This is a genomic window from Micromonospora sp. NPDC047465, from assembly GCF_040643125.1.
In the GTDB taxonomy this organism is placed as follows: domain Bacteria; phylum Actinomycetota; class Actinomycetes; order Mycobacteriales; family Micromonosporaceae; genus Micromonospora.
The window spans coordinates 71548-92831 of sequence record NZ_JBEYTP010000021.1 but is presented as its reverse complement, the minus strand read 5'-3'; the positions used below and the strand labels follow the sequence as shown (position 1 = coordinate 92831).

The 21284-nt window shown below is 74.5% G+C and carries 23 protein-coding genes; 15 read left to right on the top strand and 8 right to left on the bottom strand.

Going from position 1 to position 21284, the window contains the following annotated elements; translation table 11 throughout:
• The first annotated feature begins 20 nt into the window (after nt 1-20).
• The 5 genes from ABZ793_RS20030 to ABZ793_RS20010 all read left to right on the top strand — a co-directional run bounded on the left by ABZ793_RS20030 (nt 21) and on the right by ABZ793_RS20010 (nt 1922).
• The gene (locus ABZ793_RS20030; protein WP_357459255.1) at nt 21-470 is read left to right on the top strand and encodes a pyridoxamine 5'-phosphate oxidase family protein; all 450 of its coding nucleotides are present in this window, start codon (nt 21-23) and stop codon (nt 468-470) included.
• A gap of 96 nt (nt 471-566) precedes the next feature.
• Nucleotides 567-1004 carry a nitroreductase family deazaflavin-dependent oxidoreductase gene (locus tag ABZ793_RS20025; RefSeq protein WP_357459252.1) on the top strand — a complete coding sequence of 146 codons (438 nt, stop codon included), beginning with the start codon at nt 567-569 and terminating at the stop codon, nt 1002-1004.
• A gap of 117 nt (nt 1005-1121) precedes the next feature.
• Nucleotides 1122-1394 (top strand): DUF1330 domain-containing protein, encoded by a 273-nt coding sequence (locus tag ABZ793_RS20020; RefSeq protein WP_357459250.1) that lies wholly within the window; start codon nt 1122-1124, stop codon nt 1392-1394.
• A complete protein-coding gene (locus ABZ793_RS20015) occupies nt 1352-1468 on the top strand; it encodes a hypothetical protein (protein ID WP_357459345.1) in 117 nt (38 codons plus the stop codon). The genes ABZ793_RS20020 and ABZ793_RS20015 overlap by 43 nt, the downstream gene beginning before the upstream one ends.
• A 127-nt stretch (nt 1469-1595) precedes the next feature.
• Entirely contained in the window at nt 1596-1922 is a 327-nt protein-coding gene (locus ABZ793_RS20010; protein ID WP_357459248.1) for a hypothetical protein, read from the top strand.
• Between the two features lie 72 nt (nt 1923-1994).
• On the opposite strand, the gene dacB is transcribed toward ABZ793_RS20010, so the two are convergent.
• Nucleotides 1995-3578: a D-alanyl-D-alanine carboxypeptidase/D-alanyl-D-alanine-endopeptidase gene (gene dacB, locus ABZ793_RS20005; protein ID WP_357459246.1), complete on the bottom strand. Its 1584-nt coding sequence runs from the start codon at nt 3576-3578 to the stop codon at nt 1995-1997.
• A 62-nt stretch (nt 3579-3640) separates the two neighbouring features.
• A complete protein-coding gene (locus tag ABZ793_RS20000; RefSeq protein WP_357459243.1) occupies nt 3641-4072 on the bottom strand; it encodes a hypothetical protein in 432 nt (143 codons plus the stop codon).
• Between the two features lie 166 nt (nt 4073-4238).
• Here ABZ793_RS20000 and ABZ793_RS19995 point away from each other — a divergent pair, with 166 nt between their 5' ends.
• A complete protein-coding gene (locus ABZ793_RS19995) occupies nt 4239-5312 on the top strand; it encodes an NAD(P)-binding domain-containing protein (RefSeq protein ID WP_357459241.1) in 1074 nt (357 codons plus the stop codon).
• A 180-nt stretch (nt 5313-5492) separates the two neighbouring features.
• The gene (locus tag ABZ793_RS19990) at nt 5493-5774 is read left to right on the top strand and encodes an adhesin (protein ID WP_357459238.1); all 282 of its coding nucleotides are present in this window, start codon (nt 5493-5495) and stop codon (nt 5772-5774) included.
• A gap of 38 nt (nt 5775-5812) precedes the next feature.
• Here ABZ793_RS19990 and ABZ793_RS19985 read toward each other — a convergent pair whose 3' ends face one another.
• The 4 genes from ABZ793_RS19985 to ABZ793_RS19970 form a co-directional block, all read right to left on the bottom strand.
• Nucleotides 5813-6916 carry a hypothetical protein gene (locus ABZ793_RS19985; protein WP_357459236.1) on the bottom strand — a complete coding sequence of 368 codons (1104 nt, stop codon included), beginning with the start codon at nt 6914-6916 and terminating at the stop codon, nt 5813-5815.
• A 243-nt stretch (nt 6917-7159) separates the two neighbouring features.
• Nucleotides 7160-7654: a PepSY domain-containing protein gene (locus tag ABZ793_RS19980; protein WP_357459233.1), complete on the bottom strand. Its 495-nt coding sequence runs from the start codon at nt 7652-7654 to the stop codon at nt 7160-7162.
• A 162-nt stretch (nt 7655-7816) separates the two neighbouring features.
• Nucleotides 7817-9091 (bottom strand): HAMP domain-containing sensor histidine kinase, encoded by a 1275-nt coding sequence (locus tag ABZ793_RS19975; RefSeq protein ID WP_357459230.1) that lies wholly within the window; start codon nt 9089-9091, stop codon nt 7817-7819.
• Nucleotides 9088-9780 (bottom strand): response regulator transcription factor, encoded by a 693-nt coding sequence (locus ABZ793_RS19970; RefSeq protein WP_350676845.1) that lies wholly within the window; start codon nt 9778-9780, stop codon nt 9088-9090. Before ABZ793_RS19970 ends, ABZ793_RS19975 begins: the two co-directional genes overlap by 4 nt.
• A 103-nt stretch (nt 9781-9883) precedes the next feature.
• Here ABZ793_RS19970 and ABZ793_RS19965 point away from each other — a divergent pair, with 103 nt between their 5' ends.
• From ABZ793_RS19965 to ABZ793_RS19955, 3 genes are all read left to right on the top strand, one after another.
• Entirely contained in the window at nt 9884-10372 is a 489-nt protein-coding gene (locus tag ABZ793_RS19965) for a septum formation initiator (RefSeq protein ID WP_357459227.1), read from the top strand.
• A gap of 283 nt (nt 10373-10655) precedes the next feature.
• Entirely contained in the window at nt 10656-11060 is a 405-nt protein-coding gene (locus ABZ793_RS19960; RefSeq protein WP_357459225.1) for a cupin domain-containing protein, read from the top strand.
• A 54-nt stretch (nt 11061-11114) separates the two neighbouring features.
• The gene (locus tag ABZ793_RS19955; RefSeq protein ID WP_357459221.1) at nt 11115-12911 is read left to right on the top strand and encodes a glycoside hydrolase family 15 protein; all 1797 of its coding nucleotides are present in this window, start codon (nt 11115-11117) and stop codon (nt 12909-12911) included.
• A 24-nt stretch (nt 12912-12935) separates the two neighbouring features.
• Here ABZ793_RS19955 and ABZ793_RS19950 read toward each other — a convergent pair whose 3' ends face one another.
• Nucleotides 12936-14129, bottom strand: a complete 1194-nt coding sequence (locus tag ABZ793_RS19950; protein WP_357459218.1) for a threonine synthase — start codon at nt 14127-14129, stop codon at nt 12936-12938.
• Between the two features lie 75 nt (nt 14130-14204).
• Nucleotides 14205-15254 carry a DNA polymerase ligase N-terminal domain-containing protein gene (locus ABZ793_RS19945; RefSeq protein WP_357459215.1) on the bottom strand — a complete coding sequence of 350 codons (1050 nt, stop codon included), beginning with the start codon at nt 15252-15254 and terminating at the stop codon, nt 14205-14207.
• A 96-nt stretch (nt 15255-15350) separates the two neighbouring features.
• Between ABZ793_RS19945 and ABZ793_RS19940 the strand changes: the two genes are divergently transcribed.
• The 5 genes from ABZ793_RS19940 to ctaD all read left to right on the top strand — a co-directional run bounded on the left by ABZ793_RS19940 (nt 15351) and on the right by ctaD (nt 20823).
• Nucleotides 15351-16139 carry an aldo/keto reductase gene (locus ABZ793_RS19940; RefSeq protein ID WP_357459213.1) on the top strand — a complete coding sequence of 263 codons (789 nt, stop codon included), beginning with the start codon at nt 15351-15353 and terminating at the stop codon, nt 16137-16139.
• Nucleotides 16140-16325: 186 nt separating this feature from the next.
• Entirely contained in the window at nt 16326-16490 is a 165-nt protein-coding gene (locus ABZ793_RS19935; protein WP_357459210.1) for a hypothetical protein, read from the top strand.
• A complete protein-coding gene (locus ABZ793_RS19930; protein WP_357459208.1) occupies nt 16490-17452 on the top strand; it encodes an N-acetylmuramoyl-L-alanine amidase in 963 nt (320 codons plus the stop codon). Before ABZ793_RS19935 ends, ABZ793_RS19930 begins: the two co-directional genes overlap by 1 nt.
• 353 nt (nt 17453-17805) lie before the next feature.
• Nucleotides 17806-18912 carry an FAD-dependent monooxygenase gene (locus ABZ793_RS19925; RefSeq protein WP_357459205.1) on the top strand — a complete coding sequence of 369 codons (1107 nt, stop codon included), beginning with the start codon at nt 17806-17808 and terminating at the stop codon, nt 18910-18912.
• Between the two features lie 153 nt (nt 18913-19065).
• Nucleotides 19066-20823 carry a cytochrome c oxidase subunit I gene (gene ctaD, locus ABZ793_RS19920; RefSeq protein ID WP_357459202.1) on the top strand — a complete coding sequence of 586 codons (1758 nt, stop codon included), beginning with the start codon at nt 19066-19068 and terminating at the stop codon, nt 20821-20823.
• Nucleotides 20824-21284 lie beyond the last annotated feature (461 nt).

Below are 21284 nucleotides of genomic sequence, written 5' to 3'. Positions count from 1 at the left end.
TGGCTGCCACGCTGAGCCCCATGACATGGTGGTCCGACCTCCTCCGCGAGGAACCCGAGTTCGCCGAGCGGGTGCGTGCCCGCTTCGCGGTCCGCAAGCACGGCACGATGGCGACGCTGCGCCGGGACGGCTCGCCCCGGATCAGCGGCACGGAGTTCGACTTCGGCCCCGAGCACCTGCGGCTGGGCAGCATGGCCGGCGCGCTCAAGGCCCTCGACCTGCGCCGCGACCCACGGGTGGCGCTGCACTGCCCGACGGAGGACGCTCCCGAGGACGATCCGCGGTCCTGGGACGGCGACGCGAAGATCGCCGGCCGGGCGCACGAGGAGCCGCCCGGCGACGACGGCTCGCACCGGTTCCGGATCGAGCTGACCGAGGTCGTCCTGACCCGGGTCGGCGATCCGCCGGACCACCTGGTCATCGAGAGCTGGCACCCCGGCCGCGGGCTGCACCGCCGCCAGCGACACTGAGCCCCGCGGGAGGCCCTGGGCGTTCGCCCGGTGACCGGCCGCGCCCGGGGGTAGCGTGAGCGCGACGAGGAACGACACGGACGAACGGGAGGGCGGATGACGTCGGGCGAGCAGGTGCTGGACAGCCCGCAGGGCTGGGTGGCCGACCACATCCGGCGGTACGTCGACACCGACGGCGCCGAGGGCCACGAGTGGCGGCCGGGCGTCTTCACGCTGCTGCTGACCACCCGGGGCCGGCGCAGCGGGAAGCTGCGGCGCACCGCGCTCATCTACGGCCGCGACGGCGACGCGTACCTGGTGGTCGCCTCGCAGGGCGGCGATCCGAAGCACCCGGCCTGGTACCTGAACCTGCTCGACGAGCCGCTGGTCGAGGTGCAGGCGGGCGGCGAGCGGTTCACCGCGCGGGCGCGTACCGCGACGGCCGAGGAGAAGCCGCGGATGTGGTCCACGATGGCCGCCATCTGGCCGTCGTACGACGAGTACCAGGCGAGGACCGACCGGGACATCCCGGTCGTCGTGCTCGACCGCGTCTGACCAGGGGCGGCGGGTCGCCGTTACCCCGTGGGTAATCGACGCCGGGCGGGCGCCGGCGCGAGACTCGGCGTACCGCACCGGCGACCCGGCCGGTCGGAAGGCCCACGAGGAGGATCCGTGCCCGCGTTCGCGCTCGCCCACCTGTACGCACCGCAGATCAACGAGGACGTCCTGACCTACATCGAGCGGATCCAGGCCACGCTGGACCCGTTCGGCGGCCGGTTCCGGGTGCACGGCGCCGAGGTGGAGGTCAAGGAGGGCGACTGGCCCGGCACCGTGGTCATCGTGGAGTTCCCCGACCTGGAGCGCGCGCCCGGGCCTGGTACGACTCGCCGGCCTACCAGGAGATCGTTGCGCTGCGCACCCGGCACATCCCGGGCGCGGCGCTGATCGTCGACGGGGTCGCCCCCGACTACGACGCCCGCCGCACGGCGGCCCGGCTGCGGGAGCGCGCCGCCCGCTGATCCGGCGAAGTCCGAGCCTGACCAGAGTCGTTCTTCTGGGCCGGGACAGTTTGTCCGTCGCGCTGCGTTCGCCGTGTCGTAACTTTCTGCTGTCCACGTCCGACAATCCTCTGTGGAGGCTCGACCGATGAGCAGCACCATCGCCCGCACCGTCCGTCCGCCCGCCCCACGCGGCGCCGGGGAGCCGTCCGGGGAGGTGCTCCGGGAGATCCCGCTGCCGCCGTACGTCACCGCCGAGGACGCGCAGTTCGCCGTCCGGGCGGTGGTGGTGCACGCGCCCCGAAACTGGTCCGGCGGGACGGTCTGTCGCAACGACGCGAGCCCGCATCCGTGTCGGCTGCACCGCTGGGGCGTCCGGGTGCTGGCGCAGCGCGGCCTGCGCCCCGCCGACATCGCCGCGCTGATCGCGGGCGGCGACCCGACCGCCGAGCCGCTGCGGCGCCCGGGCGCCTGAGCGCCGGCGGGGCCCTCGCACCCGGCCCCGCCGGCCCGCCGGCGGGGCCCCGGCCCGGGCCCCGCCGACCGGTCAGCAGGCGACGGGCTTCACCCAGGAGCACTCCCGGCCCTCGGGGACCCGGGGGGCGTCGGGCGCCGTCGGGGGCGCGACCCGCGCCGCGGCGGCGCCCTTCTCGGTGTACGAGGCGAGCGCGATCGCGATCTGGTCCTCCAGCCCCTTCACGGACGAGGCCAGGTAGTTGTTGAGCAGGATCGAGAACGCGAGCACCCGCCCGTCGGCGTCGGTGACGTAGCCGGAGAGGCCGGAGACGCCCGTCAGGCTGCCGGTCTTGGCGTGCACGTTGCCCGCCGCCGGGGTGCCGCGCATCCGGCTGCGCAGCGTTCCGCCGACGAAGCGGTCCGCGTCGCCGGCGACCGGCAGGGCGGCGTACCACGTGTCGAACCAGGGCTCGGCCCGGACGGCGGTGAGCAGGTCCACGAACTCGTCGGCGGGGATCAGGTTGCGCCGGGAGAGCCCCGAGCCGTCCCGTTGGCGCAGTGTGCCGGTGTCCATCCCCGCGTCGGCGACGTACTCGCTGATCGCCGTCAGCCCGGCCGTCCAGGTGCCGGTGCCGGAGAGCACCCGGCCGATCTCCTTGGTCAGCACCTCGGCGTGCCCGTTGTTGGACAGCTTGAGGAACGGCACCATCAACTGGGCCAGCGGCATCGACTCGTGCCGCCCCACCTCGGCCGCGTCCTTCGGGGTGGCCTGGCCCAGCACGGTGCGGCCGAGCACCCGTACGCCGTGCTTGCGCAGCGCGGAGCGGAAGACGTCGGCGGCGTAGCCGGTCGGCTCCCAGACGGTCACCCAGTCGCTCTCCGGCGCGTCGCCGAGCGCGATCTGCCCGGTGACCACGACCGTGTTGCCGCCGTGCGCCCGTTCGAACGAGATCGACGTCTCCCCGTCGGCGACCGTCTGGGCCCGGTTGTCGATCTTCAGGTACCCGGTGGCCGGGGTCGTGGTGACGACCGGGCGGGCGCCGGCGCTCGCGCCGGGTGCGGCCTGCACGATGACGGTGCCCGCGTCGTAGTCGGTGTCGGGAGCCACGGTCAGGGCGGAGACCTGCGCCGCGTAGTAGTAGGGCTCGTCGTCCCAGGTCCAGTCGGGGCCGAGGCGGGTGCTGTCGTAGCGGGTGTCGTCGGCGACCAGGTTGCCGGTGACGACCCGGACGCCCTTGGCGGCGACCTGCGCGGCCAGCGCGTCGTAGTCGGCGGCGAGCATGGTCGGGTCGCCGCCGCCGCGCAGGTAGAGGTCGCCGGAGACCAGGCCCGCGCGCCGGGTGCCGGTGGTGTGCACCTCGGTGGCGAAGCGGTGCCCGGGCCCGAGCAGTTCGAGCGCCGCGGCCGAGGTCAGCAGCTTCGTGTTGGAGGCGGGCACCAGACGGCGGTCGCCGTTGCGGTGGTAGACGGTCTCGCCGGTGGCCGCGTCCTTCACGACCACCGATGCCTGCGCCCCGGCCAGCCGGGAGTCGGCGAGGATCGCGTCGATGGTGGCGTTCAGGCGGGTCGCCGCGGGGGTCGGCGACTCGGCGGTGGCGGTCGGGGCGCCAGCCGTGGCGGCGGCGGCCACCAGCGCCGCCAGCGCGAGCGTCCGGGGGAAGAGACGACGATGCATGCGCTGATGCTGCCACGGAGGTATTCGCCAGAGAAGACCGCCAACCGAAAGAAAATTTCCGTTCAGCCGTCGAGTGGCGCGGCGGTGACCGGCCCGCCGGACGCCTCCGGGGTGAGGACGGCGACCGCCCGGTCGACCAGCCCCTCCGCCACCAGCACCAGCCGCCGGCACTCGGGGTCGCCGGTCCGGTCGGGGAGCCGACCGGCCAGGGCGCGCACCTTCTCGGCCGAGGCGTCGTCCAGCACGAACCCGTCGGCCCGCCACCGCCCGTCGACGCTGAAGAACGCCTTGCTGTCGTGCTCCAGGTCGCCGTTGAGCACCACCGTCCGGTCCCCGCCGCTCAGGTCGCTCGACGCCTCGTTGAGCCCCCACGCCTCGTACGACGCCGTGCCCTCGGTCGGCGCCTCGGCCACCCCGACGCCCGTGCAGCCGCTCAGCAGCACGCCCATCGCCGCCGCCGGCAGCAGCGCCCGCCATCCCCGCCGTCCACCCATTCCGCCTCCCGCCCGAGCCCGGCCCGTACGCCGATCAGACTCCGGGCGAGGCGGGCCGGTTCCTACCGAACCGGAACGCCACGACGCCGGCGGCGCGGCGCGCCGTGTGAGCGGCGAGACGCCACCCGGCGGGCAGTCGGAGCGGGCGGGCGTTGTTGTACCCGGCATGGACGAGCGCTCCGTCGACGTGCTGGTGATCGGGGCCGGCCAGGCCGGCCTCTCCGCCGGCTACCACCTGCGCCGCGCCGGTTTCGCCCCCGGTGACGGCTTCGTGATCCTCGACGGGGACGACGGGCCCGGCGGGGCGTGGCGGCACCGCTGGCCGACGCTGCGGCTCGACCGGGTGCACGGCTTCCACGACCTGCCCGGCCTGCCGTTCCCGGCGGCGGATCCCGACCGGCCGGCGGCCGAGGTGGTGAGCGCCTACTTCGCCGCGTACGAGCGCGAGTTCGACCTGCCGGTACGGCGTCCGGTGCGGGTCCGCGAGGTGCGCGACCGGCCCGACGGCCGGCTGGACGTGCTGACCGACGGCGCTGCCTGGTCCACCCGGGCCCTGGTCAACGCCACCGGCACCTGGACCCGGCCGTTCTGGCCGCACTACCCGGGCCGGTCGGGCTTCCGGGGCCGCCAGCTGCACACGGCCGACTACCGGGGTCCCGCGGAGTTCGCCGGCCGGCGGGTCGTGGTGGTCGGCGGCGGGACGTCCGCCGTCCAACTGCTCGCCGAGGTCTCCGCCGTCGCGGCCGGCACCACCTGGGTGACCCGGCGCCCGCCCGACTTCCGCGACGAGGAGTTCACCCCCGAACGGGGGCGGGCGGCGGTGGCCCTGGTCGACGCGGCGGTCCGCGCCGGCCGCCCGCCGGCCAGCGTGGTCGGGGTGACCGGACTGCCGCTCACGCCCGAGCTGCGCCGGCTGCGCGAGCGCGGCGTGCTGGACCGGTTACCCGTCTTCGACCGGATCACGCCCGACGGCGTGGCCTGGGACGACGGCAGGTTCGTGCCCGCGGACGTGATCCTCTGGTGCACCGGCTTCCGGGCCGCGCTGGACCACCTCGCGCCGCTGCGGCTGCGCGCGCCGGGCGGCGGTATCACGATGGACGGCACCCGGGTGGTCGCCGACGAGCGGATCCACCTGATCGGGTACGGACCGTCGGCGAGCACCGTCGGCGCCAACCGGGCCGGCCGCGCGGCGGTACGCGAGATCCGGGCACTGCTCGCCCCGGCCGGCGCCGGGCACTGACCACGCTCTATTTGACGGATGCCCCGACAGGAGGCAACGTAGGCCGTGGAGGGGCCCTGACCTGCCCCGACCTGCGACGGCGATGTGCGTGTCGCCCTTCCATCGCCTCCCACGTGCGCTCGTGCGCGGGCCGAATCCCGGTCCGCACCGCGTATCCGAGAATCCACGAGGAGTTCCGCCATGCTCACCATGACCGACAACGCCGTGATGGTGATCCGAGACCTCGCCAACCAGCAGGACGTCGCCGAGGACGGCGGGGTGCGGATCGCCGCCGACACCCAGGCGGGCTCGCTCACCGTCGAGCTGGTCGCCGAACCGGTCAAGGGCGACCACGTGGTCGACAACCAGGGCGCCCGGATCTTCCTGGACTCCGACGCCGCCGAGCTGCTCGGCGACGCCTCGGTGGACGCGACCGTCGACGACGAGGGCATCGTGCAGTTCGGGTTCACTGAGAAGCAGTGACGTGCCCCGTGCGGGGTCGCCGGCGCTGAGGTAGCGGGTCAGCCGGCCCGGCGGGTCTCGCCGCCCCGGTGCGGCCGGGCGGGCCGACCCCGCTCGGCGGCCGGCTGACCGGAGCGCCACGGCCCCGGCCGGGCCTCCCGCCCGGGGCGCGCCAGCGTCGCCAGCACGTGCGCCAGGTGGTGGGACGTGCTCCACGCCGCCCAGTTGCTGGCCGAGCCCGCACCGGCGCCCCGCCGGGCGCGCCGGACGATCTCGTGGTCGCCCCAGGAGAAGTCGGCTCCGGCGGCGGGCCAGTGCGGCGCCGAGACCAGCGCGCGGCACAGGTCCGCGAACCGGTCGTCGCCCCGCCCACCCCGGCGCGACCAGCGGTACACCCACCAGGCGTCGTCGGTGGTGTAGCGCACGGTGGGCAGCCGGTCGCCGGGCTGATCGGCGCCGGGCACCGCCGAGCCGACGCCGTAGTCGCCGTACCCGACGCCGAGGTCCGCCAGCCGCTGCCAGAGCCGCCAGTCCCAGCGGTCGAGGCGTACCGGCTCGTCGGTGGGGAGGCGAGACACCGCGGGCGGCATCCCGCCGGCCGCCACGCTCACCGACCGCCAGGCGTGCCGGCGGGCCCACTCCAGCAGCCGGCGTAGCCGCGGCTCGGCGAGCCGCACGTCGGCCGCGCAGCACACGTCCCCGGCGTCGAGGAGCAGGTCGCACTGCTCGGGGACGAGGCGCGTGAGGCGCCAGACGCGCTCCACCGCCGCCGTGGTCGCGTCCGGGCCGGCCCGGTCCTGGCCGACCCGCAGCCGGACCACCGCCCGGTGGGCGTGGCACCGCGCCGCCGCTCCGTGCGCCACCAGGCGCCGGTCGCTGTCCGCGAGCCCGATCACCGGCACCAGCGGTACGCCCCAGCGGGCCAGCTCGGTCTCCGGAGCGTCGGGCAGACCGGTGACGTCGACGGCCGGGAGCAGCCCGGTGGGCAGCCGACCGAGAACGTCCAGTATGTACGAGTCCAGGATGGACACCTGGAGAATCGGGGCGAGCAGGGGGGTGACGACGTCGTCGAGATGACCGAGCGCCTCCAGCTCGCCCCGCCGACTGGCGAGGATGGGGCGGTAGACCGGTTCCGCCGCCCGGCCTCCGTGGGCGGGCACCATACCCCAATGTAGCCAGACATCGGTGTCGGTCACAGGGTCGATCGGCCCGCCCTTGTACGCCCCGGAACGCCGTCCGCCGACGCCCGCCACCGGACGCCCGACGTCTCACGCCGTCCGCGGCACGCCCGACGCCGTACGCGGAACGCCTGATGCCGCCGTCCGCCGTTGACGGCAGGTCCGGACGCGACCCGGCCGGCCGACGCCGCCGCCGCCCCCCTGACGTGGGAGGCGGCGGCACCGGGGTCAGTCGTCGTCGGAGTCGTCGTCATCGTCGCGGTCGTCGTCGTCATCGTCGTCGACGGGCTCCTGCTCGGCCTTGACCACGGCGCCGTTCTCCCGGTCGACGTCGATCTCGTGCTCGGTCTGCCCGGCGACGATCTCCACGCTCCACACGGGCCGGCCGTGCTCCTGCTCGGCCTCGATCTCGACGACCTGGCCGCCGCCCGCCCGGGCAAGCGCGATCTCGCGGGCCCGCTGCTCGCTGACGGCGTCCCCGCCGGTCGCCGGGGCTCCGCTGCCCGACGGCGTGCCGGGGGCCGCCGAGGTGCCGCCGGTCGCCGGGGCGCTGGTCGCGTTGTCGTCCGGGGTCGCGGCAGTGGTCGGGGCGGTCGTGGCGGCGGTCAGGGTGGTCGCCTGGGCGGGACCGCTGTCGGCAGCCGCGACGCCGAGGGCCGCGCCGGCTACGGCGAGCACGGCCATGCCGCCGACCGACGCCAGGATCAGGGGGTTGCGCTTCATCTCGGTTCGCCTTTCCTCGGTTCCTGACCACGAGGATCGCGCCCGGCCGGATAGCGGCACGCTGCCCGAACGCTAAGCCCGGGTTAAGGTCGCCGCGTCCGGTCGCCGCGTCCGGTCGCCGGGACCCCGACCGCCCCGCCCGACGCGGCGCGAGCTGCCCGGTCAGGGCGTCGGCGGGCCGAGTTCGAGGCGTACCTCGGCGCCGCCGGAGGGCGCGGTGTGCAGGGTGAGGCGGCCGCCGGCGGCCTCGGCGGCGCGCCGGGCGATGTCCAGGCCGAGTCCCGTGGAACCGGCGGTGCTGGCGCCCCGGTCGACGGTGTCGGGCGCGATGCCCGGCCCCTCGTCCGCCACGGTCAGCACGGCCCGGCCCGCCCCGGCCGTCAGCCGGACGGCGAACGCCGTGCCGTCCGGGGTGTGCGCGAAGACGTTGCCGAGCAGGGCGTCCACGGCCGCCGCCAACTCGTCGGCGGGCACGCCCACCGGCAGCGGTCCCGGCGCCAGGTCCAGCGTGACCGCGCGCCCCGTGTCCTCGGCCAGCACGGACCAGAACGCGACCCGTTCGGCCACCACCGTGGCCGCGTCCGCGCTGGCCGCCCCGGCTGTCGGCGCCCGCCAGCGGGCCTGCCGGATCAGGCCGGTGACCGCCCGCTCCAGCCCGTCCACCGCCGCGGTCACCCGGGCCGCGTCCTCCGGGTCGCGCAGCGACTCGGCCTCCAGCCGCAGCGCGGTCAGCGGGGTGCGCAGGCGGTGTGACAGGTCGGCGACCTCCTCCCGCTCCTGCGCCAGCAGCACCTGGATCCGACCGGCGAGGTGGTTGAGGGCGCCGGCCACCTCACGCAGCTCCGGCGGCCCGGCGGGCGTGACGCGCGCGTCCAGTTCGGCGTTCGCCAGCCGGTGCGACACCGCGGAGAGCTCACCGATCGGCCGGACCAGGGTGCGGGCCAGCCGGTCGGCGACGGCCAGCCCGATCAGCACCAGCAACACGCCGAGCAGGGCCAGGACCAGCCAGGAGCGGGTCACCCCGGCGGTCAGCTCCTCGGGCGGGACCACCGTGCGGATCACCCCGGTGCCGTCGGGGCGGCCCTGCACCGCGATCACCACCTCGCGTCCCCGCCCCGACTCCGCGGTGAGGCTCCGCCCCCGCGCCGCCAGCGCCACCGCGGGCGTCCGCGGGGCCGGGGTGCCGAGCACGGTGCCGTCGGGCAGGAAGACGCTGACCGGACGGTCGGACTCCGCGGCCAGTTGCTCCACCGTCAACCGGATCGTCGCGGTGTCGGCGGTGCCGACGACGGTGACGAGGCTCTGCGCGTCGGCCGTGGCCCGCACCGTGGCCCGGTCCTCGGCGACGGTCCGCACCAGCAGCGCCAGCGGCACCAGGAAGGCGACCAGGGTGAGCACGCTGACCGCGGCGACCAGCAGGGCCAGCCGCGCCCTCATCCGGCGCTCCCGGGCGCTTCGAGCCGCACCCCGACGCCCCGCACCGTGTGCAGGTAGCGGGGCGCCTGGGCGCTCTCCCCGAGCTTGCGGCGCAGCCAGGACAGGTGCACGTCCACGGTCTTGTCGGCGCCGCCGTACGGGATCTGCCACACCTCGGCGAGCAGCTCCCGTTTCGTGACCACCTGGCCCGGCCGGCCGGCGAGGTGGTGCAGCAGGTCGAACTCGCGCGGCGTCAGCTCGACGGGCTCGCCGTCCAGGGTGACCTGCCGCGACCTCGGGTCCACCCGCAGCCCGCCGACGACCAGCGCCGGGTCCTCGGGGACGGACCCCGCCCCGCGCCGGAGCACCGCCCGGATCCGCGCGTCGAGCTGCGCCGCCGTGAACGGCTTCACCACGTAGTCGTCGGCCCCGGCGTCGAGCACCCGGACGATCTCGGTCTCGTCGTCGCGGGCGGTGGCCACGATCACCGGCACGACGCTGACGGCGCGCAGCATCCGCAGCAGCTCCCGGCCGTCCAGGTCGGGCAGGCCCAGGTCCAGCACGACGAGGTCGGGCCGGTCGTCCAGCGCGTCGCGCAGGCCGGCCATCGCCGTCGAGGCGGCGGCCACCGCGTGCCCCCGTTCGCGCAGCGCCCGCAGCAGCGGCGTACGGATCGTCAGGTCGTCCTCGATGAGCAGCAGGCGGGCCACAGGGGGCAGGGTAGCCGCCGCCGGACGCGCCGGCCCGGGTCCTTAACCGTCCCTTAGCCTCGGCCAGGGCTCGGCCCAACCCGGGATCGGGGACACTCGGTGGATGCGCCGCCGTTCGTTCCTCGCTGTCGCCGGTTGGCTGGCCACCGCCGCCGTCGCCACCCTGATCGGGGTGGCCGCGATCCGGTGGGTGGGGGAGAGCATCGCCGGCACCCCGGGCGGCGTCGTGCTGAGCCAGGAGGAGGTCGAGCGCGCCCTGGCCTCGCCCGAGTCGACCGCCACCGGCGCGGGGCCGTCGTCGCCGGCACCGACCATTTCCGGCGCGGGGCCGTCGTCGCCGGCACCGACCGGCTCCGCTCCGCACGGCGAGCGCCGGGCCTTCGTCACGGCGGGCGGCACGGCCGTGGCCGAGTGCGGGCCGGACGGGGTGCGGCTGGTCTCCTGGGCGCCGGCGCAGGGTTACCGCGTCTCCGACGTCGACCGGGGGCCGGACGACGACGTGGAGGTCGCGTTCGCCGGCCCGGCCGGCGAGTTCGAGCTGAAGGTGCGCTGCGTCGGCCGGGAGCCCGTGGCGGCCGCGGACGACGACTGAGCGCGCCACCGCCATCGAGGAGCGCGCGACGACGGCGCTCCGCCGCCCTGGCGCGGGACACGAGCGCGCGGCGCCGCTCAGACCCCTCGGGATCGGAACGTCGCCGCGCTCTGGCCGTCTCCCACCACCGCAGCCGTACGGCAGTACGTCAGCGGGGACCTGGCTCGACCGGCGCCGTGCGCCCGTCCCTGTCTCGATCCCCGCCCACGGAGGCACCAAACCTGGGATCAGTGGGGAATTCCACCATCTGCACGTCTCGGCGTGGCGTCGCGCCCGAGCGGGTATGTGCGTCGGCATGGAGCATTACACGATCGCGACCGTCGCCGAGAAGAGCCCGGATTTCCGGCGGGTGCTGTGGACCGGTGAGCACACCCAGCTGGTGATCATGACGATCCCGCCGGGTGGCGAGATCGGCGAGGAGGTCCACGAGGACATCGACCAGATTCTCACCTTCGTCAGCGGCACCGGCGAGGCCCGGGTGGCGGGGGAGAAGCGCGAGGTCGTCCAGGGCGACCTGGTGGTGGTGCCGGCCGGTACGAAGCACAACTTCGTCAACACCGGCCCGAACCCGCTGGTGCTCTACACCGTCTACGGTCCGCCGGAGCACGCCGACCAGGCGGTGCACCGGACGAAGGAGGAGGCCGACGTGGCGGAGGAGGCCGGCGAGGACGAGCCGCCCACCTCCTGACCCCGTGCCCCGGCGGGGCTGTCTGAGGCGGGCCGAACGGGGTACCCGCAGCGGGTGGACCAGCCGGCGATCTCCGACTACGGATTCCTCTCCGACTGCCGCTCGGGCGCACTGGTCGGCCGGGACGGATCGATCGACTGGTGGTGCCCCGACCGGTTCGACGCCCCGTCGGTCTTCGGCCGGCTGCTCGACCCGACAGCCGGCCACTGGCGGCTGGCGCCCGTCGCGGCCGGGCTGCCCGGGCACCGGACAGAGCGGGCGTACCTCGCCGACACGCTGGTGCTGCGCACCGTGCACCACACCCCGGAGGGCAGCGTGGCGGTCACCGACGCGCTCGCCGCCGAACTCGGCGCCCGGGGCCACGAGCTGGGGATGAACTCGCCGGCGGTGCTGCTGCGGGTGGTCGAGGGGCTGACCGGGCGGGTGCGGATGTCGCTGGACTTCCGCCCCCGCCCGGAGTACGGCCTGCTCACCCCCTACCTGCACGAGCGGCCCGACGGCGGGGTGCTCGCCGCGGCCGGCCCGGTAGTGCTGAGCCTGCGCGCCGGCGGGCTCCCGCTGACCGTCGAGCGGGACCGCGTCCGGCAGGACTTCGAGGTCGCCGCCGGGCAGGTGGTCGGCTTCGACGTGGCGTACGGGCGGGCGTACGGGGCGGCGCCGGTCCGGCTGGACCCGGTGACCGCGCTCGCCGAGACGGTGCGGGCGTGGCAGGCGTACCGGGAGGCGCACCACTACGACGGCCGCTACCCGGGCCAGGTCCGGCACAGCGCGACCGTGCTCACCGGCCTCACGTACGCCCGCAGCGGCGCGGTCGCCGCGGCCCTGACCACGTCGCTGCCGGAGCGGACCGGCGGCGACCGCAACTACGACTACCGCTACTCGTGGCTGCGCGACTTCGCGATGACCATGCGCGCCCTCTGGGTGGCCGCGTGCCCGTCGGAGGCGTCCCGCCTCTTCGCCTGGGCGGCCCGGTCGATCGGCCGGATCGGCCCCGCTCCCGTGCCGGTGCTCTTCGGGCTGGAGGGGGAGCGGGACATCTCCGAGTACGAGTGCCACCACCTGCGCGGCTACGCCGACAGCCTGCCGGTCCGGGTCGGCAACGACGCCTGGCGGCAGCGCCAGCTCGACGTGCCGGGCGAGGTGATCTCGGCGGTCTGGCGGTTGCGGGACCACCTGGGCGAGACGTTCGACGAGGAACTGCGCGAGATGGTGCTCGGCCTGACCGAGCAGGTGGCGGCCACCTGGCACCTGCCCGACCGGGGGATCTGGGAGACCCGGGACGCCGACCGGCACTACCTGTCGTCGAAGGTGCTGTGCTGGGTGGCGATCGACCGGGCGGTGCGGCTCGCGCCCCGGCTCGGCGACCGGGCCGACCCGCGGCGCTGGGCGGGCATCCGCGACGAGATCCGGGCCGCCGTGCTGCGCGAGGGCTGGGACGAGCGGGTCGGCGCGTACACGGGGGCGTTCGGCTCGCCCGAGCTGGACGCCTCCGCGCTGCTGCTGCCGTTGGTGCACTTCCTGCCGGCGACCGACCCGCGGATGCGCGCCACCATCGAGGCGGTCGAGCGAGAGCTGGACGCCGGCGACGGTCTCCTCCGGCGCTGGGGCACCGACCCGGCCGGCTTCCTGCTCTGCTCGTTCTGGCTGGTGGAGTGCCTGGTGATGGCCGGCGAGCGGGGGCGCGCCGAGGCGCTCTTCGAGCGGGTGCTCGGGCACGCCAACGACGTCGGCCTGTTCAGCGAGCAGATCGACCCGCGTACGGGCGCGCAGCTCGGCAACACCCCGCAGGCGCTGTCGCACATCGGCCTGGTCAGCGCCGCCTGGCGCCTCACCGACCCCACCACGGACTGACGGCGGTGAGGAAGGCGCGACCCGTCAGGCCGGCAGCACCGGCACGTCGGCGACGTCCACGGTCTCCGGGTACTTCAGCCCGGACCCGGTGTTGAGCACCACCACCCGCTCGCCGGCCCGGATCCAGCCGCCGGCGCGCAGGTGCCGGGCGGCGGTCAGGCAGGCGGCCCCCTCCGGGCAGAGCAGCAGCCCCTCCCGCGCCGCGAAGTCCCGCAGGTCGGCCAGGATCTCGGCGTCGTCGACCGCGATCGCGGTGCCGGCGCTGGCCCGCAGCGCGTCGAGGATCAGCTCGTCGCCGAGCGGGGTGGGTACGGTGATGCCGAACGCCACGGTGTGCGCGTCGGCCCAGGGCCGCGCCCGCTCCTCACCGGCGGCGAAGGCCCGGACGATCGGGGCGCAGCCGGTCGACTGCACCGCGACCAGGCGGGGCAGCCTGTCCTCGATCCAGCCCAGCTCGCGCAGCTCGTGCAGCGCCTTGTGGATGCCGATGAGGCCGACCCCGCCCCCGGTGGGATAGACGATCACGTCCGGCACCTGCCAGCCGAGCTGTTCGACGATCTCGTACCCCATCGTCTTCTTGCCCTCGAGCCGGTACGGCTCGCGCAGCGTGCCGGCGTCGAAGACCGCGCCGCCGGAGTCGGCGACCAGCCGCGCGACGTGCCGGCCGGCGTCACCGATCAGCCCGTCGACCAGGCGCAGGTCGGCTCCGGCGGCCACGCACTCCCGCCGGCAGACGGCCGGCGCGGACAGCGGCATGACGATGGTCGCGCCCAGCCCGGCCCGCGCGGCGTACGTCGCCCAGGCCGCGCCCGCGTTGCCGTTGGTCGGCATGGCGATCCGCTCCACGCCCAGCTCGCGGGCCCGGCTGACGCCCACCGCCGCGCCGCGCGCCTTGAACGAGCCGGTCGGCGTCAGCCCCTCGTCCTTGACCAGCAGGTCCGGGATGCCGATCTCCGCGCCGTAGGCCGGGGTACGCAGCAGCGGCGTCCAGCCCTCGCCCAGCGTGGTCGTGTGCCGCGGGTCGGCCACCGGCAGCAGCTCCCGGTAGCGCCAGAGGTCGGCCGGGCGCAGCGGGAACCGCTCGGGGGTGAGCACCTTCGCCACCGCGGCCAGGTCGTAGCGGGCCAGCAGCGGCGAGCCACAGTCGCAGAGGTTGACCAGCTTGCCGGCGTCGTGCTCCCGCCCGCAGCGCGGGCACTCCAGGTGGGTCAGGTACACGCTGCTCCTCGCCGTCTCGACTCGTGTCGCGGATCGTGGTCCCGCTCGTGTCCCGGCTTCCGGCCGCCCCGTTTCTCAGCCCGCGTCGATGCTCAGCCAGCGCCGGCTGCGGCGGCCGGGCTCGTAGGCCGAGTCCAGCCGCTTCGCCACCACCCCGGGCAGCCCCTGCTCCCGCCCGGTCCGCAGCGCCTCGGGGCCGGCACCGGGGAACCAGGGCGGAGTTTGCCAGTGCGGGCCGGCGAGCGCCAGACCGTCGAGCAGCTCCCGGCGCTGCGCGTACGGCAGGTCTGTGCTGGTCACGCCCTCCAGCCAGAGCAGGTCGAAGATCAGGTACTGCGCGTCCGGGGTCCGGCGTCCGCCGCGGGCGGGGCGTACCCTCCCGGCGGTGTCGATGCGGACCAGGACGCCGTCCAGCACAGCCTCCGCCGGGGCCAGCTCCTCGGCCATCTCGCGCAGCCATGGGTACGTCCCGGAGATGTCCTCGTCGTCCTCGGAGAGCAGCCGCAGGCGTCCCCCGGAGACGTACGCGACCGCGCGCACCCCGTCCCAGCGCAGCTCGTAGCCCCACTCCGCCTGGTCCCTCGGCAGCTTCGCCGCCGGCGTGGGACGCATCGGGCGGACCAGCTCCGGCATGCTCGTCCAGCCCTCTGGCGGCGGGTCGGTGCGCCGGACCATCCAGTCCCGGCCACCCTTGCCGCCGGTGGCGAAGAGCACGTACCGCCCGGCGGTGCGCTCCCCGTTGAGCACGACGATGACCTCGTCGTCGCGCCACTTCTCGCAGCGGTACGTGCCCCGGTCGTGGATGGTCATCCGGCCGCCGCCGTACTCGCCCGCCGGGATCTCGCCGTGGAAGTCCAGGTATTCCATCGGGTGATCCTCGGTGTGCACGGCGAGGTGGTTGCGGCCGGTGTCGCGGGGCAGCCCGCGCGGCACCGCCCAGGAGGCCAGTACGCCCTCGTGCTCCAGCCGCAGGTCCCAGTGCAGGCTGCGGGCGTGGTGCTGCTGGATGACGAACCGGGCCGTCCCCTCGGCCGGCTTCTTCCGCCGTGGGGGCCGCTTCGGCACCGGCTCCGGGGTGCGCGCCGCGTCCCGTTTGCGCCGGTACTCCTCCAGCCGGTCAGCCACTCCCGCATTCTCCGGCAAACCGCGTCGGCCCGCTGGGCGCCCGGTTGTCCGGATCGGCGGAGCATGTCGGGGGTCAGCACGGGTAGACCCGTCGGCATGGACCACCAGGAGCAGCCGACGGTTCCGCTCCCGGGCGAGGTGCGGATGCCTCTGCTCGGCTTCGGCACGTGGCAGGCCACCGGCCGGGCCGGGTACGAAGCCGTGCTCGCCGCGCTGGACGCCGGCTACCGGCACGTCGACACCGCCACCATGTACGGCAACGAGGAGGAGGTCGGCCGGGCGGTACAGGAGAGCGGGCTGCGCCGTGAGGACGTCTTCGTCACCACGAAGCTGCCGCCGGACCGGGTCGGCCGGGAGCGGGAGACCCTCGAGGCGAGCCTGACCGCGCTCGGCACCGACTGCGTCGACCTGTGGCTGGTGCACTGGCCGCCGTCGAACCCGGGCGACAGCATCCCGATGTGGCGGGAGATGCTCGCCGCCCGGGACGAGGGGCTCGCGCGGGCGGTGGGGGTGAGCAACTACAGCACCGCCGAGATCGACGAGCTGATCCAGGCGACGGAGGAGAACCCGGCGGTCAACCAGATCCGGTGGAGCCCGTCGCTGTACGACCGGCAGCGGCACCGGGAGCACCGGGACCGGGGCGTGGTGCTGGAGGGTTACAGCCCGTTCAAGACCAGTGACCTCGCCGACCCGGTGCTGACCCGGATCGCCGCCGCGCACGACGTCTCCCCGGCCCAGGTGGTGCTCCGCTGGCACGTCGACCACGAGATCGTGGTCATCCCCAAGTCGGTGACCCCGGACCGGATCCGCGCCAACGCCGACATCTTCCACTTCTCGCTCACCGCCGAGGAGATGCGCGACATCGACGCCCTCGGCAACCCCTGACAGCCCCCTCGGCGACCCTTGGTCGCGGGGTCGGCGGGGCCCGGACAGCGTTCGGCGTTGCCAAATTCCTTCAGCCCGGATAGGGACGATGAAGGGTATCGACATAGATGCTCGTGACGATATAGCGTGCGCGTCACCAGTTCATCGGTCAGTCGGAACCCCTCCGCCCTCGCTGAAGGAGCCCCCATGAACGCGCCACGACCCGCCCGCCTGCGCCGCCGCAGGCTCCTGGGCATGTCGGCCCTGGCGGCCACCGCGGTGGTCGTCGCCGCCAAGCCCGCCGCGGCCAGCGCCGCGCCGATCGCCGCGCCGAAGGCCGAGTGCCTCGCCGACCTGTTCGGGGAGTCCTGATGGCCACCATTCCCTGGCTGGTGGACGTCCTGCGGGGGGCGGGCGTCCAGGTCGTCGTCGAGGGCGACTGGCTCAACCGGATGCGCCCGGGCGACTTCAACCCGATCGGCGTGCTCTGGCACCACACCGCCGCGACCTCCAGCGCCACCAACCCGCACCCGGCGCTCAACGTCTGCATCAACGGCCGCTCCGACCTGCCCGGCCCGCTCTGCCAGGCCCTGGTCGACTACCACGGCGTCTTCCACGTCATCTCCGCCGGCCGCTGCAACCACGCGGGCGTCAGCGGCGGCAGCGGGCCGATCCCGGCCGGGGACGGCAACACCCTGATGATCGGCTGGGAGATCGACTACAACGGGGTCAGCCAGCAGATGACGGCGGCGCAGTACAACGCGTCGATCGCCGCCACCGCGGCTGTGCTCAAGCGGTTGGGCCGGGACTCCAGCTACGCGCGCGGGCACCGGGAGACGAGCACCACCGGCAAGATCGACCCGTCGTTCATCGACCTGAACAAGATGCGCTCCGACGTCGCCGCGAAGATGGCGGGTGGCACCACCTGGAGTTCCGTGGTGGACAACTCCACCGCCGGCCGGTTCACCGCCAGTTCCAGCTGGGGCACCTCGACGTACTCGGGCCAGCGCTACGGGGCCGACTACCGCTTCGCGGACCCCGTCGCCGCCAGCGACGCCGCCTGGTACAAGTTCAACGTCCCGGCGACCGCGAACTACCAGGTCGACGCCTGGTGGCCGGCCAACGCGGGCTACAACGCCGCCGCGCCGTACATCATCTCCACCACCACCGGCAACCGCACGGTCATCGTCGACCAGCGGGCCACCGGCGGGCAGTGGCGCACCCTCGGCACCTTCACCCTGCCGGCCGGCGACGCCAACCGGGTCGCCGTCAGCCGGTGGAGCTCCGCCAGCGGCCTCGTCATCGCCGACGCCGTCCGACTCACCCGGGTCTGACCGCCGGTCCGATCCGTAACGACGTCCGCCAGGTTCCCGGGGTGGCCTGGCGGACGTCGCGCGTCCGCGCGCGGTGCTCAGGAGGCGGGCAGGGTGTGGGCGAGCGTCCAGCCGTTGACCGCGCTCGACCCGGTGTTGGTGATCTGCCCTGCGGAACGGGCCCGGGGCATTCGAGAGGTAGGTGAGGTTTGCCACGCCCGGGCCCCGCGGTGGGCAGGCGGTCCACCGCGCAACGGGATCGGCCCGCCGAGGAATGTTTCGGAGTGGAACGATTGACTCTGGTGTGTGCCGATTGCGCCGAGTAGTGTCTTGCCTCCAACGCGTTCCGCACCCCTCCGGAGGCGTACACCACCATGGGTGGCTTCTCCCTGCGCATCCTCGTCGTCGGCGCGGGCATCGCCGGCCTGTCCGTGGCCCGGGCGCTACGGATGGTGGGCCTCCGGCCCGACGTCACCGAGAGGTTGCCCCCGGGCGAGAACGCCGAGACCGGCCTCTACCTGCCCGGCAACGCCGCCCGGGCGCTGCGCCGACTGGACCTCGACGGGCCGGTCCGCCCGCTCGGGCAGGTCATCCACCGCCAGCGGTTCCTCGACGCGGCCGGGGCGCCGCTGTGCGAGGTGGACCTGGACGCGCTCTGGGCCGGCGTCGGGGAGTGCCGGGCCCTGCCCCGGTCGGAACTGCACCGGGTGCTGCTCACCGGGGCCGGCGGCGCCGTCCGGCACGGCGTCGAGGTGCGCACCCTCGACCTGCTGCCGCGGTCGGTCGGCGTCACCTTCGTCGACGGCACCGCCACCGAGTACGACCTGGTGATCGGCGCCGACGGGCTGCGCTCCACCGTCCGTGCCCTCGCCGCGCTCGGCGGCCCGCCCCAGCCCGCCGGCCAGGTCGTCTACCGCAGCGTGGTGCGCGGCGGCCCCCGGATCGCGGAGTGGACCGCCCTGCTCGGCCAGCGCGCCGGCTTCCTGGCCGTGCCGCTCGGCGCCGGGCGGCTGCACTGCTACGCCGACGAGGCCGGCGCGGTCGCGCCGGCCGACCCGCTGGCCCGGCTGCGCGAGCTGTTCGGCGACTACGGCGGGCCGGTGCCGGAGGTGCTGGAGGTGCTGGACCGGGTGCACGTCGGGGTCACCGAGGAGGTGGAGCTGGGGCGCTGGTCCCGGGGGCGGGTGCTGCTCGTCGGCGACGCCGCGCACGCCACCGCCCCGACGCTGTCCCAGGGCGCGGCGATGGCACTGGAGGACGCCGTCGTGCTCGCCGAGTCGCTCCGGGCGGCCGGCGACGTCGAGGCCGCGCTGGCCGCGTACGAGAGTCGTCGTCGCCCCCGTACGCGATGGGTGCGGGACCGGACCCGCGACCGCAACCGGACCCGGGACGTGCCGCCGGCGCTGCGCGACCCGCTGCTGCGCGGGCGCGGCGGGCGGATCTTCGGCGAGCACTACCGACTGCTGCTCGGCCCGCTGTAGATCGCGGCGAGCCGCCCACCAGAGCGGGTGGCGCAGGTTACCCGACCACCCCACGCGGCGCAGCCACCTGCCGGGGACTATCCTCCTTGCGGATGACGGCCCGCAGATAACCAGCGCGTGCCGAGCGGGACAACCCAGAACCGGAGGCCACTCGTGACCACCGTCGCACCCAAGCCGGTCGTGACCCGGCCCTGGCCGGTCCGAGCGCCGGTCAAGGGGTCGGCCATCGCGCGGCTGCTGCGGACCACGGACGCGAAGCAGATCGGGATCATGTACATGGTCACCGCGTTCGTGTTCTTCATGATCGGCGGCCTGATGGCCCTGATCATGCGGGCCGAGCTGGCCCGACCCGGGCTGCAGTTCCTGTCGCCCGAGCAGTACAACCAGCTCTTCACCATGCATGGCACGGTCATGCTGCTGTTCTTCGCGACGCCGATCGTGTTCGCCTTCGCGAACTACATCGTGCCGCTGCAGATCGGCGCGCCGGACGTGTCGTTCCCCCGGCTGAACAGCTTCGCCTACTGGCTGTTCCTCTTCGGCGGCTCGATGACGATGGTCGGCTTCATCACCCCGGGCGGGGCCGCCGACTTCGGCTGGACCGCGTACGCGCCGCTGAGCGGCGTCGAGCACTCCCCGGGCGTCGGCGGCAACCTGTGGGTGATCGGCCTGGTCATCTCCGGTCTGGGCTCGATCCTCGGCGCGGTCAACCTGATCACCACGATCCTGACCCTGCGCGCGCCCGGCATGACGATGTTCCGGATGCCGATCTTCACCTGGAACATGCTGGTCACCAGCCTCCTGGTGATCCTGGTCTTCCCGCTGCTGGCCGCCGCGCTGATGGCGCTGGCCGCGGACCGCATCATGGGCTCCCACGTCTACGACCCGGCGACCGGCGGGCCGATGCTCTACCAGCACCTGTTCTGGTTCTTCGGTCACCCCGAGGTGTACATCATCGCGCTGCCGTTCTTCGGCATCATCAGCGAGATCATCCCGGTCTTCTCCCGCAAGCCGATCTTCGGCTACAAGGGCCTGGTCGCCGCGACCATCGCCATCGCCGCGCTGTCGATGAGCGTCTGGGCGCACCACATGTTCGCCACCGGCCAGGTGCTGCTGCCCTTCTTCAGCTTCCTGAGCTACCTGATCGCCGTGCCGACCGGTATGAAGTTCTTCAACTGGATCGGCACCATGTGGCGGGGCCAGGTCAGCTTCGAGACGCCGATGCTCTTCTCGATCGGCTTCCTGGTGACGTTCCTCTTCGGTGGTCTCACCGGCGTGCTGCTGGCCAGCCCGCCGCTCGACTTCCACCTGCACGACTCGTACTTCGTGGTGGCGCACTTCCACTACGTGCTCTTCGGCACGATCGTGTTCGCCGTCTTCGCCGGCATCTACTTCTGGTTCCCGAAGATGTTCGGCCGGATGCTCGACGAGCGGCTGGGCAAGGTGCACTTCTGGCTGACCATGATCGGCTTCCACACCACGTTCCTGGTGCAGCACTGGCTGGGCAACGAGGGCATGCCGCGTCGGTACGCCGACTACCTGCCCGAGGACGGGTTCACCAACCTCAACATGATCTCCACGATCGGCGCGTTCCTCACCGGTATCTCGACGCTGCCGTTCATCTGGAACTGCTGGAAGTCGTACAAGGCCGGGCCGGTCGTCGAGGTCGACGACCCGTGGGGCCACGGCAACTCGCTGGAGTGGGCGACCAGCTCGCCGCCTCCGCTGCGGAACTTCGACCGGATGCCGCGGATCCGCTCCGAGCGGCCGGCGTTCGACCTCAAGTTCCCCGAGCTGGCCGCCGGGCAGACGCTGGCCGGCCCGCCGGAGGGCGGCGCCAAGCCGCTGACCAGCGAGTCCGACGGCGGCGCGAGCTACCAGGAGGACGTCGCCTCCAACGTCGACCGCCGCTGACGCTCACGCACCACGTACGACGGGCGCCGCCCCCACAAGGGGCGGCGCCCGTCGCCGTTGTCGGGGGTGACGCCGTCCGGTCGCCTTCCGACCGGGGCGCGGAGAGCGGTACGGGTCCGCGGCGCCGGCCGGCGGCGGGACCGGGCAGGCGGGCCGGGACGCCGGCCGGCCGCACCGATCCACTGACGGGATCGGGGCGGCCCCGGCCGGATGGACGTCAGGCGCGTCGACGCCGATTTCGGCGCTGGCCGCCGGTGGGCATCCCGTCCGACGGCCCGTAGCCGGACCCCCGAGGCGTCCAGAAGGCACCGGCCTGGTCGACGAACTGCCCGACGTGCCGGCGGCCGGCCGAACGGTGGGGCCGCGACGTGCCGCACCGCCCAGCACCGAGCAACCACGAACCGCTGCGCCGGAAGCCCACGCCGCCCACGCCACCTACGGCAGGGCAGGGATGTCGGCGA

Bases quoted from the DNA above. Each gene is read 5' to 3' on its own strand.
- ABZ793_RS20030 (WP_357459255.1), top strand. From the start codon at position 21: ATGACATGGTGGTCCGACCTCCTCCGCGAGGAACCCGAGTTCGCCGAG.
- ABZ793_RS20025 (WP_357459252.1), top strand. From the start codon at position 567: ATGACGTCGGGCGAGCAGGTGCTGGACAGCCCGCAGGGCTGGGTGGCC.
- ABZ793_RS20010 (WP_357459248.1), top strand. From the start codon at position 1,596: ATGAGCAGCACCATCGCCCGCACCGTCCGTCCGCCCGCCCCACGCGGC.
- dacB (WP_357459246.1), bottom strand. From the start codon at position 3,578: ATGCATCGTCGTCTCTTCCCCCGGACGCTCGCGCTGGCGGCGCTGGTG.
- ABZ793_RS20000 (WP_357459243.1), bottom strand. From the start codon at position 4,072: ATGGGTGGACGGCGGGGATGGCGGGCGCTGCTGCCGGCGGCGGCGATG.
- ABZ793_RS19995 (WP_357459241.1), top strand. From the start codon at position 4,239: ATGGACGAGCGCTCCGTCGACGTGCTGGTGATCGGGGCCGGCCAGGCC.
- ABZ793_RS19990 (WP_357459238.1), top strand. From the start codon at position 5,493: ATGCTCACCATGACCGACAACGCCGTGATGGTGATCCGAGACCTCGCC.
- ABZ793_RS19985 (WP_357459236.1), bottom strand. From the start codon at position 6,916: ATGGTGCCCGCCCACGGAGGCCGGGCGGCGGAACCGGTCTACCGCCCC.
- ABZ793_RS19980 (WP_357459233.1), bottom strand. From the start codon at position 7,654: ATGAAGCGCAACCCCCTGATCCTGGCGTCGGTCGGCGGCATGGCCGTG.
- ABZ793_RS19975 (WP_357459230.1), bottom strand. From the start codon at position 9,091: ATGAGGGCGCGGCTGGCCCTGCTGGTCGCCGCGGTCAGCGTGCTCACC.
- ABZ793_RS19965 (WP_357459227.1), top strand. From the start codon at position 9,884: ATGCGCCGCCGTTCGTTCCTCGCTGTCGCCGGTTGGCTGGCCACCGCC.
- ABZ793_RS19960 (WP_357459225.1), top strand. From the start codon at position 10,656: ATGTGCGTCGGCATGGAGCATTACACGATCGCGACCGTCGCCGAGAAG.
- ABZ793_RS19940 (WP_357459213.1), top strand. From the start codon at position 15,351: ATGGACCACCAGGAGCAGCCGACGGTTCCGCTCCCGGGCGAGGTGCGG.
- ABZ793_RS19935 (WP_357459210.1), top strand. From the start codon at position 16,326: ATGAACGCGCCACGACCCGCCCGCCTGCGCCGCCGCAGGCTCCTGGGC.
- ABZ793_RS19930 (WP_357459208.1), top strand. From the start codon at position 16,490: ATGGCCACCATTCCCTGGCTGGTGGACGTCCTGCGGGGGGCGGGCGTC.
- ABZ793_RS19925 (WP_357459205.1), top strand. From the start codon at position 17,806: ATGGGTGGCTTCTCCCTGCGCATCCTCGTCGTCGGCGCGGGCATCGCC.